Below are 17212 nucleotides of genomic sequence, written 5' to 3'. Positions count from 1 at the left end.
GGGGTGCGGAGCTCGGGCGTGCAGAGTTCGGGCGTGCGGGGCTCGCGGGTGGCCTCAGTCGATCGCGTTCGCCATCGCCGTCTCGGCCGCCGCACGGTAGAAGGTCATCTGGTCGACGAGCGGCTGGGGTGCGTGCGGGGCGAAGCAGAGGTCGAGGTTCTCCGCCGATGCGGCCGCCGCGGACTCGCTGCGTGGGAAGAGCGCCTGCTCGTACGCCGCCAGGGCCTTCTCGGTGTCGTCCGGGTGGGCGGCGATGGCCGTCCCGAGTTCGGCACCGTCGAGCATGGCGAGGTTGGCGCCCTCACCGGCGAACGGGGACATCAGGTGCGCGGCGTCTCCTAGCAGGGTGACACCCGGGACACGGTCCCAACGGTGCCCGACCGGCAGGGCGTGGACCGGGCGGGCGACGAGTGCCCCGTTCGCGTCGGCGATCAGCGCCCGCAGCCGCTCGTCCCAGCCTTCGAAGTGCTCCAGGAGACTCGCCTTCGCGGCTTCGACGTCCCTGAAATCGATGGGGCCGGACGTGGCCCAGTCGGCGGGCGTGCGCAGCGCGGCGTAGACGTGCAGTGAGCCGCCGGGGGTGCGGTGGGCGAGAAAGCCATGACCCTCGGCGAGCGCGAACAACATGCCGTTGCCCACGACGGCGGCGCTCTCCGGGTGCCGGGTGTCGGCGTCGAGGAGGTGCGCCTCGACGAAGGAGAGGTCGAGGTAGGCGGGGGTGGCGTCCGAGACGAGCGGCCGCACCTTCGACCACGCGCCGTCGGCGCCGATCAGCAGATCGGCGGTGATCGTCCGCCCGTCGGCGAACGTCACCTCGTGGCGGCCGTCCTCGAGCGTCCGTACGCCGGTGACCTTGGCGCCCCAGCGGATGGTGCCGTCGGGCAGGGAGCCGAGGAGGAGGTCGCGCAGTACTCCCCGGTCCACCTCGGGCCGTGTGCCGCCCGCGCCGTCGTCCGTCATCCGGACGGTGGCCTCCCGGTCGAGGATGCGCATGGCCTCGCCGCCGGCGTGGATGACCGCCCGGAACTCCTCGTGGAGACCGGCGGCCCGCAGAGCGGCCTGACCGGATTCCTCGTGTATGTCCAGCATGCCGCCCTGTGTGCGGGCGGTGGGTGAGGCGTCCAGGTCGAAGACGGCGGACTCGATGCCGTTCAGGTGCAGTACGCGGGCGAGCGTGAGGCCGCCGAGACCGGCGCCGATGACGGCGATGGGGTGGTGAGGGGACAAGATGTCGCTCCTTCGGAATGGGTGACGCGGGTCGCTGTCACCCCTCAAAGGTAGCGAACATGTTCGTTGCGAACAAGTGCGTTGCGATCGCGTTCGTTCTCCTTGGGTGTAACTGCTCGAGGTGCGGGAGGGTTGTGTCGGTAGGTGGGGCTGTCGCCAGGAGGGCGAACCAGGAGCACGAACCAGGAGGGCGGACGGGCCCGCCGGAGAACCGGTGACAGGCAGCCACGCCGGAGGCCCTGTGGCGGGCAGCGCCGACCAGGACAAGGTGCCGAGGGGCCGGAAGGCCGCGCAGCAGCGAATCGCCGCCGAGTAGATCTCGCGGGCGGCCGAGGGCTACGGACCAGGCTCGCGCGGGCCCGATCCGGTGGGAGCCGCGCCGGTCAACTTCGTGGCGGGTGCCGTCTGTGGCCTCGGCTGTGCGGGAGGTCGGAGGGCGGCGTCGGTGGCCTCGGTGCCTGGCGTTGCCCTCGCGTAGGCGTGGCCTGCGGATTGAGTCCCCCGAAAGTCACCCGCGCGGAGCCGAGGCCGGGGACGGCAGCCACCCCGAAAGTCACCGGCGCGGGGCCGAAGCCGCAGACGGCACTCCCCCGAGGCCGGCCCGACGAGCCGGACCGCCGGCCCGACGAGCGGGGGCCACCGACGGCAACCGCCGCGCGGCCGGCCCCCGGAGAGGTGCTACCAGCGGCCCTCCACCTGCTCCTTGATCCGTCGGTCGTAGAGTTCCTCGATCGCGTCCAGCGTCTCCGCCGGCAGCGCCGGCAGCTTCGCGGCGGTCGCGTTGGCGTGGGCCTGTTCGGGCGAGCGGGCGCCAGGGATGACCGTGGTCACTCCGGGCTGCTGGATGATCCAGCGCAGCGCCAGCTGGGCCGGGGTGACGCCCTCTGGGGCGAGCGCGGAGAACTCGGCCGCCGCCTCCACGCCGGTCACGAAGTCGACGCCGGAGAAGGTCTCGCCCTGGTCGAAGGACTCCCCGTGACGGTTGTACGTCCGGTGGTCGTCCGCCGCGAACACCGTGTCCTTCGTGTACTTGCCGGAGAGCAGCCCGGAGGCAAGCGGAACACGGGCGATGATCGCGACGCCCGCCTCCCGCGCCGCCGGCAGGACCTGCCGCAGGGGCTTCATGCGGAACGGGTTCAGGATGATCTGTACGCTCGCCACGTTCGGCCGCGCGATCGCGGTCAGCGCCTCGTCACACGTCTCGACACTCACCCCGTACGCGGCGATCCGCTCCTCCTCGACCAGCGCGTCCAGCGCGTCGAACACCTCGTCCGACGAGTAGACGGGGGTCGGCGGGCAGTGCAGCTGCACCAGGTCGATGCGGTCGACGCCGAGGTTGCGCCGGGAACGGTCGTTCCACGCGCGGAAGTTGTCGAGGACGTAGTTCTGCGGAATCTGCTCGACCCGGCGCCCCATCTTCGTCGCCACCATCACGTGCAGGTCGGGTCGGGCACTGAGGAAGGACGCGACCGCCTGCTCACTGCGCCCGTCGCCATATACGTCCGCGGTGTCGAAGAACGTCACCCCCGACTCCGCCGCCGTCTCCAGCACCGCCTCGGCGTCGCCGGCGCTCACGTCGCCCCAGTCGGCGCCGAGCTGCCACGTACCGAGACCGATGACCGATGCCTTCTGGCCTGACCTGCCGAATTCACGCTCGTCCATGCCGTCAGTCTGACATCTCCACCTGCCCGCGCAGGACGCCCACCCCGCCCGCGCCCACCCGCGCCCCCCAGGCGGACGCAACAGCGCGTCATTCACTCGAACGGGTGAGGCCTTTTGACGGACAGGTGATGCGTGTCAACCGTCACCTACGGTGAACCGGGTGACCGACCATTCAGAAAGTGAAGGGCGCACCCCTTGGTCCCGTCGGGGGTTCCTGCTGAGCGCGGCCTCACTCACCGCGCTGCTGCCTCTCGCGCTGCCGGACCGCGCCGCCGCGGCGCAGGAGCTTCCCGGTTTCCCTGAGGGTGTCGACGTCTATCGGTCCGCGTACCGCAACTGGGTCGGCGAGATCACCGCCACAGGACTGTGGGCCTGCGCTCCGGCCGACCAGGACCAGGTGGTCGCCGTGGTCAACTGGGCCTGGAGGCAGGGCTGGTCGGTGCGCGCCCGGGGCAGTTCCCACGGCTGGTCCCCGCTGACGATCCCCACGGGGACCGAGGCGGGCGCTCCCGTGCTGCTGGTCGACACCGCCCGGCATCTCACCGGTGTGTCCCTGGAGTCCACCGACCCCGCCGTCGTACGGGCCGGTGCCGGCGTCACGCTGGAAGCGCTGCTCGGTCATCTGGAGGACCACGGCCTCGGCCTCACGGCGACGCCCGCGCCCGGCGACCTGACGCTCGGCGGCGCCCTGGCCATCGACGCGCACGGCACGGCCGTTCCGGCCCACGGCGAGAGCCGACTGCCCGGGCACACCTACGGCTCGCTCAGCAATCTCGTCCTGTCCCTCACGGCGGTGGTGTGGGACGCGGACAGCGACGCCTATGTCCTGCGGACGTACGAAAGGGACGACCCCGACGGTGCGGCGCTCCTCACGCATCTCGGCCGCGCGCTGGTCACCGAGGTGACGCTGCGCGTGGGCGCCAACACCCATCTGCGCTGCGTCAGCCGAACCGACATCCCCGCCGCCGAACTCTTCGCGCGGCCGGGCGGCCCCGAGGGCGGACGCACCTTCGCGAGCTTCCTGGACGAGTCGGGGCGTGCGGAGGCGATCTGGTTCGCGTTCACCGAGCACCCCTGGCTGAAGGTCTGGAGTGTCGCCCCCACCCGGCCGCCGGCCTCCCGCCGCGTGGGGTCGCCGTACAACTACCCCTTCTCGGACAACATCCCCACCGTCGTCGCCGATCTCGCCGGGCGCATGGTGGCCGACGCGGCGTGGTACCTGGCCCCACTCCTGGGCGCCGCGCAGCTCACCGCGGCGACCGTGGGACTGACCGCCACCCTGTCGGCCGACCTCTGGGGACCGTCGAAGAACACGCTGCTCTACATCAGGCCCACCACACTGCGGGTGACCGCCAACGGGTACGCGGTGCTCACCTCGCGTGCCGAAGTGCAGCGCGTCGTCGCGGAGTTCACAGCCTTCTTCCGCGAGCGTCTCACCGCTTACGCCGCCCAGGGGCGCCACCCCGTCAACGGCCAGGTGGAAATCAGGGTGACCGGCCTCGACCACCCGTCCGACGCCGACTCGGCGGGCGCCCGCGCGCCACTGCTGTCCGCGCTGCGCCCTCGCGCCGACCACCCCGAATGGGACACGGCTGTCTGGCTGGACGTGCTGACACTGCCCGGGACGCCCGACGCGGCGGCGTTCTACCGGGAGTTGGAGCGCTTTCTACTGACGACGTACGACGGCGGGTACGCCCTCACCCGCGTCGAGTGGTCCAAGGGCTGGGGCTATACGGACGAGGCAGCCTGGGACGACGAGGAGGTGCTGGGCACCGCGGTGCCCGCCTCCTTCCGGGACGGCGTGGGCCCGGGCTGGGACGAGGCGGCCGCCGTCCTGGACCGGCTCGATCCTCACCGGGTTTTCGGCACGGCCCTCCTCAACCGGCTCTTCCCCTGATGTCCGGTCCCGCGAAGCGCGGCGGTCTCACTCGACGGCAGCGGTCGACTGCTCGTGGTCGGGCGTACTCGTCTCTCGGAAGAGCAGACGCACGGGAACCGTGAGGAGCCACCAGTACTTGGCGGCCGTCGGCGAGGCGAGCGACACCGGAATCGAGGTGGCGAAGACGAGGACGGTCAGGAGGCCCCTCAGGACCGACTGCCTGATCTGTGCGGGGGTCACGGTCGGCTTGGCAAGGGCCGGACTGGCCCACAGGCGGGCGGACATGGCCGTGAGCAGCCCGACGGCGAGGACGATCGTCGCCGCGTAGACCGAGGTGGCCACGGCGGTGTTGCCGTACTCGCTGATGAGACGCGTGGGGAACGGGAGCGCGGCCACGACGGCGAGCAGAGCGAGATAGAGGCGGAGCAGCCAGTTGTCGAGCGCGGCGATCTGCCGGAAGAGCGCGTGCTGGCCCAGCCACAGGGCGCCGATGACGGCGAAGCTCAGCAGATACGCCCCGAACTTGGGCAGGGCGTCCCTCAGCGCGGCTCCGACCTCGCCGTCGGCCAGTCCCTCGGGAACGGTGATGTCGAGCGCGAGCAGCGTGATGGCGATCGCGATCACCGCGTCGCCGAAGGTGACGAGTCGATCGGGATCCATCATGGCGTCGCGGCGGGGCAGGCGCGGGACACGGTTGATCATCAGGAGGGCACCAGGGGTGTGAGGAACGCCTGTCGGCGTCTACGGGGGCGACGAGCGGTCAGAGTACAGGCGCCGCCGCAAAGCCCGCCCGATCGGCACCTGTTGGACCTCCCCGGTATGGCCGCTGCGTTCAACTCCTCGTGAACCCCGGTCAATTCGAAGCCCGCTTTGCTTCATCTCTTGACGAGTTTGGTTCAGACCTTTAGGTTCACCGATCACTACAGCTCCATGAATGCACTCCAGATTCACGGACATGAACGTCCCCCCACTTTCAGCCTCCCCGAAGGGCTGTGACCCTCTGATGGCAAGACAATCCCTCGCGCGCTCCACCGCGCTGCGCGCCACCCTGACCACGGCGGTGTTCGCTCTCTCCGCCGGCGCCCTGAGCGTCTCCCCCGCCTCCGCCGCCACCGGGACCATCACCGGACTCGCAGGCAAGTGCCTCGACGTGGCCGGCGCGAACTCCGCCAACGGCACGGCCGTTCAGCTCTACGACTGCAACGGCACCACCGCCCAGCAGTGGACCGTCGGCTCCGACGGAACCGTACGGGCCCTCGGCAAGTGTCTTGACGTCGCCGGCAACTCGACCGCGGACGGGGCCAAGCTCCAGCTGTGGGACTGTACGGGCGGCGCCAACCAGAAGTGGACGGTCTCCGCCGCCCGCGACCTCGTCAATCCGCAGGCGAACAAGTGCGCCGACGTCACCGGCAACACCTCGGCCAACGGCACGCCGATCCAGATCTGGACCTGCACCGGCGCCGCCAACCAGAAGTGGACCGCGCCCGCCGCCGACGGCGGGGGCACACCCCCCTCCGCGCCGATGGCCGTCGCCCCCTATCTCTACAACGGCTGGGGCAACCCGCCGAGCCCCACCACCGTCATGAACGCCACCGGCGTCAAGTGGTTCACGCTCGCCTTCGTCCTCAGCAACGGCTACTGCAACCCGCAGTGGGACGGCGGCCGCGCGCTGACCGGCGGCGTCGACCAGCAGACCATCAACACCGTGCGCTCGGCCGGCGGCGACGTCGTCCCCTCCTTCGGCGGCTACAGCGGCAACAAGCTGGAGAGCTCCTGCTCCAGCGCCGGAGAGCTGGCCGCCGCGTACCAGAAGGTCATCAACGCGTACGGGCTCAAGGCGATCGACATCGACATCGAGGCCGACGCCTACAGCAACACGACGGTCCAGCAGCGCACCGTGGACGCGCTCAAGACGGTCAAGGCCAACAACCCGGGCATCAAGGTGTACGTCACCATCGGCACCGGGCAGAGCGGCCCCGACACGAGTCTGATCAACCGGGCCGCGTCGTCCGGGCTGACCGTGGACGCCTGGACGATCATGCCGTTCGACTTCGGCGGCGCGGGCCAGAACATGGGCACGCTCACCCAGCGGGCGGCCGAGGGTCTCAAGACCGCGCTGAAGAACGCGTACGGCTACAGCGACGACGCGGCCTACCGGGACATGGGCATCTCCTCCATGAACGGGATCACCGACAACAACGAGACAGTCACCACCGCCGACTTCCAGACCATCCTCGGCTACGCGCAGACGCACCACCTCGCGCGGCTGACGTTCTGGTCGGCCAACCGTGACCGTCCCTGCCCGGGCAGCTACCCGAACGACGACACCTGCTCCGGAGTGGCCCAGAGCAACTGGCAGTTCACCAGCATCTTCGCCAAGTACACCGGCTGACGGACGCCCTCCGACCTTTCCACCCCACCCCCCATCACCACAGGAGAATCCGTGCTCAGACGGAAGAGACTGACCGGCCGCCATCGTGTTCCGAGAGCGCTCACGGCGGTCGCGCTCGTGGCGACCACCATGACCGGCATCGAGTTCGCCGCGCAGGGTTCGGCGAGCGCGGCGAACACCGCGGCGGCGGCGATACCGACCGGCTACACCACCGTGGTCAACAAGGGCAGCGGCAAGTGCGTCGACGCCCGCTCGGCCGCGAGTGCCGACGGCACCGCCGTCCAGCAGTACGCGTGCAACGGCAGCACCGCCCAGAACTGGCAGCTGGTGGCCACCAGCGACGGCTACTACCGCGTGAACAGCAACCTGGACGCCACAAAGGCGTGGGACGTCACCAACGTCTCCACCGCCGACTCCGCGCCCGTCCAGCTGTGGACGTACTCCAGCGGCAACAACCAGCAGTGGCTGCCCGTCGCAGAGGCCGACGGCGCCTACCACTTCGTCAACCGCAACAGCGGGAAGTGTCTGGACGTCCCCAGCGCCTCCACCGCGGACAGCGTGCAGTTGGCGCAGTACACCTGCAACGGCACCGCCGCGCAGTCCTTCACTCTGGGCGGCGGCACGACGAACCCGCCGGGCACTCCGGACTTCGGTCCCAACGTGACGGTGTTCGACCCCTCGATGTCGGCGTCCAGCATCCAGTCCAAGCTGGACTCGGTCTTCTCCCAGCAGGAGACCAACCAGTTCGGCTCGGCCCGCCAGGCCCTGCTGTTCAAGCCCGGCACCTACAGCGCCAACGCCAACGTCGGCTTCTACACGCAGGTCGCAGGCCTCGGCTTCTCGCCGGACGACGTGACGATCAACGGTTCCGTGCACGCCGAGGCCGACTGGTTCCAGGGCAACGCCACCCAGAACTTCTGGCGCGACGCCGAGAACCTGTCGGTCAACCCCACGGGCGGCACCGACCGCTGGGCCGTCTCCCAGGCCGCCCCGTACCGGCGCATGCACGTGCGCGGCAACCTCGCGCTGGACGACGGCGGCTGGTCCAGCGGCGGCTTCATCTCCGACACCAAGGTCGACGGGCAGATCCAGTCCGGCACCCAGCAGCAGTTCCTCACCCGGAACTCGCAGATGGGCAGTTGGTCCGGCTCCAACTGGAACATGGTCTTCGTCGGTGACCAGGGCGCGCCCGCCCAGTCCTTCCCGACGTACACCAACGTCGCAAGTTCGCCGACGATCCGCGAGAAGCCGTTCCTGTACGTCGACAGCGCGGGCGCCTACCAGGTGTTCGTGCCCGGTCTGCAGTCCAACGCCGTGGGCACCACGTGGAGCGGGAAGACCCCGGCGGGCAAGTCCCTGCCGATCGACCAGTTCTACATCGTCAAGCCCGGCGCCACCGCGGCCGACATGAACTCGGCCCTCGCGGCGGGCAAGAACCTGCTGGTCACCCCCGGCGTCTACCACCTCAACCAGACGATCAACATCACGCGCCCCGACACGGTGGTGCTGGGCATGGGCCTGGCCACCTTCGTGCCGGACGGCGGGATCACCGCCGTCACCACCGCCGACGTGGACGGCATCCAGCTGGCGGGCCTGCTGATCGACGCGGGCACCACCAACTCCTCGACCCTGATGCAGATCGGCCCGTCCGGTTCGTCCGCCACGCACGCGGCCGACCCGACGCAGCTGTCCGACGTCTTCGTCCGGATCGGCGGCGCCACCGTCGGCAAGGCGACCAACTCGCTGGTGATCAACAGCGCCAACACGATCATCGACCACACCTGGATCTGGCGGGCCGACCACGGCAACTCCGGCACGGTCGGCTGGACGACCAACACGGCGGACAACGGCCTGACCGTCAACGGCAACAACGTGACCGCGTACGGCCTGTTCGTCGAGCACTACCAGAAGACCCAGGTCATCTGGAACGGCAACGGCGGCCGGACGTACTTCTTCCAGAACGAGATGCCCTACGACCCGCCGAACCAGGCCTCCTGGATGAACGGCAGCGGGAAGGGCTATCCCGCCTACAAGGTCGCCTCGTCCGTCACCAGCCACGAGGCATGGGGTCTTGGCAGCTACTGCTACTTCAGCGCCAACTCGAGCGTGGTCGCCGATCACGCCTTCGAGGTGCCGAGCGTGTCAGGGGTCAAGTTCCACGACATGGTGACCGTCTCGCTGGGCGGTGTCGGCACCATCAGCCACATCATCAACAGCACGGGCGGACCGTCCAACTCCAGCACCAACGTCGCCTACCTCACCAACTACCCGTAAACCGCACGGAAAGGATCGATCAGCAGATGCACACCATCAGATCCGGTTCCACCCGCGCGGCCCTGAGAATCTTCCTCCTGCTGGCGGCGCTGCTCGGCCTCGCGGTACCGCCCGCCGCCCACGCGAGCACCGCGGCGACCCCGTTCAAGGTGCTCGCCCTCTACAGCGGCACCTACGACGCGGCGCACATCGACTTCGACAAGGAGGCCAACGTCTGGTTCCCGCAGCAGGCCGCGGCGAACGGCTTCACCTACACGGCCAGCACCAACTGGGACCTGCTCGCCAACGGCGGGGTCAGCGCGTACCAAGTCGTCCTGTTCCTCGACGACTTGCCGCAGACCACCGCGCAACGCACCGGGTTCGAGGCGTACATGAGGGGCGGCGGCGGCTTCATGGGCTTCCACGTCTCCGCCTTCACGACGGACGCGGCGAGCTGGTCCTGGTACCACAACACGTTCCTCGGCTCGGGCAACTTCGTGTCCAACACCTGGGGTCCGACATCGGTGACCCTGAAGGTCGAGGACCGGACGCACGCGGCCACCAAGAACCTGCCGGCCACGTTCACCTCGTCGGTCAGCGAGTGGTACAGCTGGTCCAACGATCTGCGACAGAACCCGAACATCAGGATCCTGGCCTCGATCGACCCGAGCAGCTTCCCGGTGGGAACTGATCCCAACCAGTCCTGGTACAGCGGCTATTACCCGATCCTGTGGACCAACACGCAGTACAAGATGCTGTACGCGAACTTCGGCCACAACGCGATGAACTACACGACCAACACGCGTCTGTCCTCGACGTTCGCGAGCGCGACACAGAATCAGTTCCTGCTGGACGGCCTGAAGTGGCTGGGAGGGGCCGACACCGGCACGCCTCCGGCCGACTCTCCCTCGGAGACCGCCTGGTACTCGCTGACGAATGCCGGCAACGGCACCTGTGTGGACGCCCGTTCGGCAGCCACGGCGAACGGGACCGTGATCCAGCAGTACGCCTGCAACGGCACCCAGGCCCAGCAGTTCCAGTTCCGCTCGACCGACAGCGGGTACCGGCAGGCGGCCATCCGTGTCAATCCACAGCAGGTCATCGACGTGACCGGTGTCTCGACGGCCGACAACGCGCCGCTCCAGTTGTGGAGTTACTCCGGCGGACAGAACCAGCAGTGGCTTCCGGTGAAGGAGAGCACCGGGCGCTACCACTTCACGGCTCGCCACAGCGGCAAGTGCCTGACCGCGGCGAGCGCCTCGACGAACAGCGTCCAGCTCACCCAGCGCACCTGCGACGGCTCCGCGGCACAGAGCTTCACGCTCACCGCGCAGCCCTGACAGCGACAGGCCGGTGCCCCCGCCGTATGTGGCGGGGGCACCGGTGCGTCGCGTCAGGGTCCGGCCAGGCGGGCGAGTTCGGTGCCGGCGAGCAGGAAGGCGCCCACGCCGAAGTTCGCGGTGCTGTCGTAGGTGACGGGCTGGCTGGATTCCGGGCGGTCGCCGACGTTCTGGACGTAGCCGAGGAGCCCGTCCGGGTGTACGGCCGTGCTGACGAGGCCGTTCCAGGCGCGGGCCACGACCGGGAGGTGGGTACGCCGGTCGACGAGGCCGGCCCGGATCGCGTAGGAGGTGCCGTAGAGGAAGAAGGAGGTGCCGCTCGTCTCGGGGCCGGGCAGATGGGTGGCGTCGGCGAGGTTGACGTTCCAGAAGCCGTCGGTGCGCTGGATCCCGGCGACGGCCGTCACCAGACGTACCAGGGTGTCGCGGTACTCGCCGGTGTGCCGCTCGGCGGGCGGCAGCGCCTTGAGCGTCTTGGCGTGTCCGCCCGCCACCCAGCCGTTGCCGCGCGACCAGACCACCGGCTTTCCCGCGGGCGAGAGGATCCCGCCGGGGACCCCGGGGAGGAACCGCTTGTCCCGGTACCAGAGCCCCGTGCCGGCATCGTAGAGTCCGGGTCCGCCCTCCACACGCTTGGTGTGGTCGTAGAGGGCGTACAGCTTCTGCCAGTACCCAGGGTCGCCGCGGAGCACCCCGATCCTGGCGAACGGAGGCATCGCCATGTGCAGGGCGTCGTCCCACCACCAGTCGTCGTTCTTGTCCGGCTGGTCGGTGTAGACCATGCGGTGGAGCGACTCCTCGATGGCGGAGATCTTGCTCTCCTCCGGCTCGATCTCGTACAGGTCGAGGTAGGCCTGCCCGGCGTTGTGGTTGTCGGCATGGCGCGTGGTGACCCCGCCGTTGAGGCCGTACGCGTGCTTCTCGGCCCAGTTCCTGGCGTACGCCAGATAGCGGGGGCTGCCGGTCAGGCGCTGGAGAGCGAGCAGTCCGCTGAAGAAGGTGGCGTTGGCCCAGCCGTTGTCGCCGGGGTCCGTGTGCGCGCCGATCCACTGGTCGGCCACGCGCCGCAGGACGGCGACGACCGCGGCTCTGGAAGGCAGCGGCGCGGCGGGCGACGGAGCGGCTTGCGCGGTGTCCGTCAGGGCGGGCTGGAGCGAAGCGGCGGCCGCGAGGGCGGCTCCACCGGTCAGCAGGCGTCGTCTACGCATATGAACAACTCCTACGGATGGGGACTCCCATCCTCAACACCCGTCTCAGTCCCTGTCCATGGCGCGTCGTCAACTTGTCGCGAATCAGGCCAGGTTCACATCCTGATGCGATCTTCATGGAGCAGAACCCAGGCCGTACGGCCTCCCGATCGCACCGGGCCATGTCGCCCACCAAGCCCCCGACCTCACGTTCCACGCCCGCCGAGCTATGGCGTGTGGTCATCCATGCCCTGGTCAGCACGGTCCGTGAGCTATGTTGAGTTCTCGTGGGACACGAAGGAGGCACATCGGTGCCATCGCCGCAGCAGGCACGCGCTCAGGCGTCTGCCATCACCTCGGGGAAGACTGCTCCGGAGGTGGGCGCGGCACCCACGTCCCAGCTCAGGGAGTTGTTCGACGGCCCCCGGCTCTCGCCCGGACAGCGCCGTATCGCCCAGTACCTGATCGAGCACATCACCGAGGCGGCGTTCCTGTCGATCACCGATCTCGCCGAGCGCGTCGGGGTCAGCCAGCCTTCGGTGACCCGCTTCGCCGCGGCGGTCGGCTTCAGCGGCTACCCCGCACTGCGGGAGAAACTGCAGGCCATCGCGCTCAGCACACTCTCCAGCGCCCCGGGCGCGCCGGCGGAGGACCACGGCAACGAACTGCAGTTGGCGGTGGACGCCGAGATCGAGAACCTGGAGAACCTGCGCCGCGACTTCGCTGATCCGGACCAGGTGATCACCATCGGCCGCGCGCTGTCGCAGTCGACCCCGCTCACCGTTCTCGGCCTGCGCATCTCGGTCTCGCTGGCGGAGTACTTCGCGTACGCCGCCCGCCGCATCCACCCCGATGTGCGGCTGGTGACGCGCGGCGGGAGCGTCGCCTACGACGCGCTGCTCCAGTCGCGCGAGGCGGGCGGCACCTGGCTGCTCGCCTTCGGAATGCCCCGTCATGCCCAGGAGACGCTGACCGCGGTGCGGGTCGCACGCAGCGCGGGGCTGAAGGTCGCCCTGATCACCGACCTGGCGCTCGGACCGCTCGCGGACGAGGCCGACGCCACCTTCACCGTAGGCACCGGGGCCCGGCTCGTCTTCGACTCCTACGCCGCGCCCGTCATGATGTCGGCGGCGCTCCTCCAGGCCATGTCCGACGCCGACCCGGAGCGGACGCAGGCGCGGCTTGAGGAGTACGAGCAGATCGCGGAGCAGCACCAGTTCTTCCTCAAGGACTGACCCCGCACGGCTCCCCCTTCCCCCCTACACCCCGTACGCCCCCTGCCAGCACGGCATCACGGGATCATTCGCCCATATCGCGCATGAATTTTTTCATGTCCTTGCGTATCCGGCGGTATATATAAATACTTCTCGCGGATGCGACCAGGAGGCCTCCGGGTCACGTCCTACGGCCATCCGGGGCCGTCCGCTCCTACCCGCATGGGGCCCCGGATGTTCGGACGGGCCCCGCGTGAGCGGGTGCCCGTGGTGGCGGCCCCGGCCATCCCCTAGACCGGGGCCGCCCCATAACCCGCACCCTTGCCGCCGACGTAACCCGGAAGCGATGAACATGGCCCTGACAACGTACTCACCGATCACCTCGGACTGGCCGTGCCAGGTCAAGACCCCCGGCAGCTTCGACTGGGAGCGCTCCGCGACCAAGTGGCTGCGCGATCTGGTGCCGTCCCGCTACGCGAGCTACCCCGTGCTCATGAAGCACCCCGTACTGCTCGCCCGTCACGCCCAGATCCAGGTGCAGCACGAGATCCGGGTCGCCCGGACCGCCCTGCAGACCGCCCGGGCCGAACTCCCCGCTCTCGGCCTGCACGAATCGGTCATCGAGCACACCATCAAGATGTACGCCGCCGAAGTGCTGCAGCTCAACCACATCGCCCGCAGCGTCCGAGCGGTGACCCAGGCACTCGTCGACCACAACGCCGGGCGACACTGAGGTCCCGGGTCCAGGTGGTGGTCCCGGCGGGATCATCACCGGGAGACGTCGTGGACACCCAGAGGCCGAGGACCGAACAGACCGCTGGAGCAGCGGAGAAAGCCGCGGGCGCGCGGGCGCTGGACGTGCGGTGGATCCACGGATCGCCGTCGGCCAAGCACAACACCGATCCCGACATCCAGGTCCACGCCCACGACGCGCACACGATGATCCTGCGGCAGAACATGGCCGTCGACTACGAGGCGCCGTTCCTCTTCCTGCTGTTCGGCGAGGCACGGGCCGTGCTGATCGACACCGGTGCCACGGCCTCGGCCGACTGCTTCCCACTGCGCCGGGTGGTGGACGAGCTGATGGAGACATGGCTGACCGCCCACCCCCGGGCAGGTTACGAGCTGTTGGTGCTGCACACCCACCCCCACGGCGACCACGTCGCGGGGGACGGACAGTTCGCCGACCGACCCGGCACCACGGTCGTCGACGCGGCCCTCGACCAGGCCTGGCCGTTCTTCGGCTTCGACGGCGACCCCGAGGGCGTCGCCCGCGTCGATCTCGGGGGCCGGGTCCTGGAATGCCTGGCCACGCCGGGCCACCACGCGGCCGCGGTGACGTACTTCGACCCCTGGACCGGCTTCCTGCTCACCGGTGACACGGTCTATCCCGGCCGTCTGTACGTCGAGGACTGGGCCGCGTTCACCCGCACCGTCGACCGCCTGATCGACTTCTGTGCCGAACGGCCGGTCACGCACGTGCTCGGCTGCCACATCGAGATGTCCCGGCAACCGGGTGTGGACTATCCCGTCCGCACCACCTACCAGCCCGACGAGCCGCCCCTGCAGATGACGACGGGCCAACTGCACGACATCCGCGCGGCGATCGACACCGTCGGCGACCGCCCCGGACGGCACGTCTTCGACGACTTCGTTCTCTGCCGCCGTGACGTTCCCGAGGGCCGGTAAGAGCCGTACGACCGGATTGTCAGAGGCGCGCAGTACGGTCCTGTCATGGCAGCCAGAATCGATCTGACCCTTGACTGCGCGGACGCGACACTCCTCGCCGAGTTCTGGAAGACGGCACTCGGGTACATCGACGAGCCTCCGCCCGCTCCCTTCACCACCCGCGAGGAGTGGCTCGCGCAGTTCGACCTCCCGGAGGACGACTCCGCGGACGACGGCGCGTGGCTCTGCGACCCCGACGGCGTCGGCCCCCGCCTGTCCATCCTCAAGGTTCCCGAGCCGAAGACGGCGAAGAACCGCCTTCACATCGACGTCCGCGTGCCGGGACACGGCGGTCCCGAAGAGCGGTGGGCGCGGATCAGGGCGGAGGCCGAGCGGATCGTGAAGGCGGGCGGCTCCGTCCTGGAGGAGTTCGACGGGCACCACGTGGTGATGGCCGACCCGGAGGGCAACGAGTTCTGCGTCGCCGCCGGCCCGGCCTGAATCGGCCGGTGTTTCGGGGGCGGTACGAACCGGGCGAGCGGGAACACGAAGGGGAGGAACTGCCCTACGAGAGCTCAGGACGGAACTCATGGACTCCACGACATGGACGGTGGTCCTCATCGTCGCGATCCTGGGTGCCGCCGCACTCGGGGTGGCGATCGCGGTCCTGGTACGGCTCGTGCGCGCCCGCCGTGACCTCAGGCGCGCCGGGCTTCCGACCGGGTCCCGCTGGGTCTTCTGGGGTGCCGTCGCCTATCTCCTGCTGCCGACCGACCTGCTGCCCGACCCGATCTACCTGGACGACATCGGCGTACTCCTGCTCGCGCTGCGGTCGTTGCGCCCGCCCGAGGCGATCGACGCACGCGGTGCCGCGGAGCGCGGGAACCCTCGGGAGCGAACGGGACGTTGACGGGGTGAGCGGGCGGGAAGCGGGCGCGCCCGTGTCGGTGGTCCGCGAGGACCATCCCTTCGACGGGCGGCACGATGAGCGAGTTGGTTCCCGGGGGCAATGTGCCCCTGCCGGGCGGCACCCTGACGATCCGGGTGCCGGGTCCCTTCGACGTCTCCGCGCTCATCACCGACGACAGCGGCAAGGTGCGCGGCGACGCCGACTTCGTGTTCTACAACCAGCCGACGGTGCCGGGCGCCCGGCTCACCGGGGAGCACCTCACCATCGACCCGGCGCGCCTGCGGTCCGGCGCGAGCCGCGTCACCGTGGTCGTCAGTCCGGCCGATCCCGGTACGCCGCTCGGCCGACTGCCCGCGCCCACCCTGCACGTCAGCGGTCCGGGCGGCCACACCCTCGCCCGGTTCACGCCCCCGCGCCCACAGCGGGAGACCGTTCTGCTGCTCGCCGAGATCTACCGACGCGGCACGGCGTGGAAGCTGCGCGCACTGGGCCAGGGATACGCGGACGGGCTGGCCGGCATCGCGCGGGACTTCGGGGTCGAGGTCGCCGAGGATGCGGCCGGGGACGATCCGACACCGGTGGCGGCTCCCGACCCGGACGGCTTCCTCGACCTGGTCAACTCCGTGCGCGGCGCGGCCGGTTCCCCACCCGTCTCCCTCGACGCGCGGCTCGCGACCGCGGCCCGGGCCCACGCCTCCGACATGGCGGCACGCGGACTCCTCAGCTCCGAGAGCGCCCAGGCGATCTCCGTCTACCAGCGCATCACGTCCGCCGGATACGCGTATCTGACCGTCGGCGAGCACCTCGTCTCCGGCCCGCGCACCCCGGGCGAGTTCGTGGAGTACTGCCTCAGCACCGAGCAGTCCCGCGACACGCTGTACAACCCGGCGTACAGCCAGGCGGGGCTGGCGTACGTCCCCGGCCGGCGCTCCGGCGACATGTACTGGACAGCGCTGTGGGCCAAGCCCTTCAGCCGCGGGGGCCTGCAGCGGACGGCGGGTGAGGTGGTCGCACTGACCAATGCCGAGCGGGCCGCGGAGGGCCTGGCGCCGCTCACCGTCGACGCCCTGCTCACCACCGCGGCCCAGGCGCACAGCGACGACATGGTGGGCCGCGCCTTCTACTCCCACACCTCCCCCGACGGCAGCCAGCCGTGGGACCGGGCCGCCGCCGCGGGCTCCGAACGCCGCACCATCGGGGAGAACATCGCCTGCGGCCAGCGCTCCCCCGCCGAGGTCGTCCGCGGCTGGATGAACAGCCCGGGCCACCGCGCCAACATCCTCAAGCCCGACTTCACCCACATAGGCATCGGCCTCGCGGGCGGCGGCACGGCGGGGACGTACTGGACGCAGCTTTTCGGCCGCTGAAGGATCTTTTCCGCTTTCCTTCGCGTGACATGCAACCCATCTGCCTCTCCTGCGCGTACAGATGGTGCCGACGTTCGCATCCGCGGCGCGGTACACAGAGGGAACTCGGGAGA

General features: G+C 69.8%; 14 protein-coding genes. 10 read left to right on the top strand and 4 right to left on the bottom strand.

The annotated features are described in order from the left end of the window. Positions 1 to 54 precede the first annotated feature (54 nt). A complete protein-coding gene (locus OG798_RS48420; protein WP_328759345.1) occupies positions 55 to 1227 on the bottom strand; it encodes an FAD-dependent oxidoreductase in 1173 nt (390 codons plus the stop codon). A 678-nt stretch (positions 1228 to 1905) separates the two neighbouring features. Further along, positions 1906 to 2889, bottom strand: coding sequence for an aldo/keto reductase (locus tag OG798_RS48415; protein ID WP_328759344.1), 984 nt, complete (start codon positions 2887 to 2889; stop codon positions 1906 to 1908). A gap of 160 nt (positions 2890 to 3049) precedes the next feature. Between OG798_RS48415 and OG798_RS48410 the strand changes: the two genes are divergently transcribed. Further along, positions 3050 to 4786 (top strand): cholesterol oxidase substrate-binding domain-containing protein, encoded by a 1737-nt coding sequence (locus OG798_RS48410; RefSeq protein WP_328759343.1) that lies wholly within the window; start codon positions 3050 to 3052, stop codon positions 4784 to 4786. Positions 4787 to 4813: 27 nt separating this feature from the next. Here the strand turns inward: OG798_RS48410 and OG798_RS48405 are convergent, their stop codons facing one another. Continuing rightward, on the bottom strand, positions 4814 to 5470 hold the full coding sequence (locus OG798_RS48405) for a TMEM175 family protein (protein WP_328759342.1): 657 nt from the start codon (positions 5468 to 5470) through the stop codon (positions 4814 to 4816). 301 nt (positions 5471 to 5771) lie between these two features. Between OG798_RS48405 and OG798_RS48400 the strand changes: the two genes are divergently transcribed. From OG798_RS48400 to OG798_RS48390, 3 genes are all read left to right on the top strand, one after another. Next, positions 5772 to 7160: a ricin-type beta-trefoil lectin domain protein gene (locus OG798_RS48400; protein ID WP_095850600.1), complete on the top strand. Its 1389-nt coding sequence runs from the start codon at positions 5772 to 5774 to the stop codon at positions 7158 to 7160. Positions 7161 to 7289: 129 nt separating this feature from the next. Beyond that, positions 7290 to 9434 (top strand): RICIN domain-containing protein, encoded by a 2145-nt coding sequence (locus tag OG798_RS48395; RefSeq protein ID WP_328760176.1) that lies wholly within the window; start codon positions 7290 to 7292, stop codon positions 9432 to 9434. A 26-nt stretch (positions 9435 to 9460) separates the two neighbouring features. Beyond that, positions 9461 to 10753: an RICIN domain-containing protein gene (locus OG798_RS48390; protein ID WP_328759341.1), complete on the top strand. Its 1293-nt coding sequence runs from the start codon at positions 9461 to 9463 to the stop codon at positions 10751 to 10753. 53 nt (positions 10754 to 10806) lie between these two features. Here OG798_RS48390 and OG798_RS48385 read toward each other — a convergent pair whose 3' ends face one another. Continuing rightward, positions 10807 to 11961 carry a glycoside hydrolase family 88 protein gene (locus OG798_RS48385; protein ID WP_328759340.1) on the bottom strand — a complete coding sequence of 385 codons (1155 nt, stop codon included), beginning with the start codon at positions 11959 to 11961 and terminating at the stop codon, positions 10807 to 10809. Positions 11962 to 12251: 290 nt separating this feature from the next. On the opposite strand from OG798_RS48385, the gene OG798_RS48380 reads away from it, so the two are divergent. From OG798_RS48380 to OG798_RS48355, 6 genes are all read left to right on the top strand, one after another. After that, positions 12252 to 13175: a MurR/RpiR family transcriptional regulator gene (locus OG798_RS48380; protein ID WP_075030099.1), complete on the top strand. Its 924-nt coding sequence runs from the start codon at positions 12252 to 12254 to the stop codon at positions 13173 to 13175. Positions 13176 to 13506: 331 nt separating this feature from the next. Continuing rightward, entirely contained in the window at positions 13507 to 13887 is a 381-nt protein-coding gene (locus tag OG798_RS48375) for a hypothetical protein (protein WP_095857504.1), read from the top strand. Between the two features lie 50 nt (positions 13888 to 13937). Continuing rightward, positions 13938 to 14843, top strand: a complete 906-nt coding sequence (locus OG798_RS48370) for an MBL fold metallo-hydrolase (RefSeq protein ID WP_328759339.1) — start codon at positions 13938 to 13940, stop codon at positions 14841 to 14843. 45 nt (positions 14844 to 14888) lie between these two features. Further along, positions 14889 to 15323 (top strand): VOC family protein, encoded by a 435-nt coding sequence (locus OG798_RS48365; protein WP_095850604.1) that lies wholly within the window; start codon positions 14889 to 14891, stop codon positions 15321 to 15323. An 88-nt stretch (positions 15324 to 15411) separates the two neighbouring features. After that, a complete protein-coding gene (locus tag OG798_RS48360) occupies positions 15412 to 15732 on the top strand; it encodes a DUF1232 domain-containing protein (protein WP_095850605.1) in 321 nt (106 codons plus the stop codon). Positions 15733 to 15806: 74 nt separating this feature from the next. After that, entirely contained in the window at positions 15807 to 17099 is a 1293-nt protein-coding gene (locus OG798_RS48355) for a CAP domain-containing protein (protein ID WP_328759338.1), read from the top strand. Positions 17100 to 17212 lie beyond the last annotated feature (113 nt).

This window comes from Streptomyces sp. NBC_00271 (assembly GCF_036178845.1).
Lineage (GTDB): Bacteria > Actinomycetota > Actinomycetes > Streptomycetales > Streptomycetaceae > Streptomyces.
The sequence above is the reverse complement of the archived record's forward strand: the minus strand, read 5'-3'. Positions and strand labels throughout refer to the sequence as shown.

Bases quoted from the DNA above. Each gene is read 5' to 3' on its own strand.
- OG798_RS48415 (WP_328759344.1), bottom strand. From the start codon at position 2,889: ATGGACGAGCGTGAATTCGGCAGGTCAGGCCAGAAGGCATCGGTCATC.
- OG798_RS48405 (WP_328759342.1), bottom strand. From the start codon at position 5,470: ATGATCAACCGTGTCCCGCGCCTGCCCCGCCGCGACGCCATGATGGAT.
- OG798_RS48400 (WP_095850600.1), top strand. From the start codon at position 5,772: ATGGCAAGACAATCCCTCGCGCGCTCCACCGCGCTGCGCGCCACCCTG.
- OG798_RS48395 (WP_328760176.1), top strand. From the start codon at position 7,290: ATGACCGGCATCGAGTTCGCCGCGCAGGGTTCGGCGAGCGCGGCGAAC.
- OG798_RS48390 (WP_328759341.1), top strand. From the start codon at position 9,461: ATGCACACCATCAGATCCGGTTCCACCCGCGCGGCCCTGAGAATCTTC.
- OG798_RS48385 (WP_328759340.1), bottom strand. From the start codon at position 11,961: ATGCGTAGACGACGCCTGCTGACCGGTGGAGCCGCCCTCGCGGCCGCC.
- OG798_RS48375 (WP_095857504.1), top strand. From the start codon at position 13,507: ATGGCCCTGACAACGTACTCACCGATCACCTCGGACTGGCCGTGCCAG.
- OG798_RS48365 (WP_095850604.1), top strand. From the start codon at position 14,889: ATGGCAGCCAGAATCGATCTGACCCTTGACTGCGCGGACGCGACACTC.
- OG798_RS48360 (WP_095850605.1), top strand. From the start codon at position 15,412: ATGGACTCCACGACATGGACGGTGGTCCTCATCGTCGCGATCCTGGGT.
- OG798_RS48355 (WP_328759338.1), top strand. From the start codon at position 15,807: ATGAGCGAGTTGGTTCCCGGGGGCAATGTGCCCCTGCCGGGCGGCACC.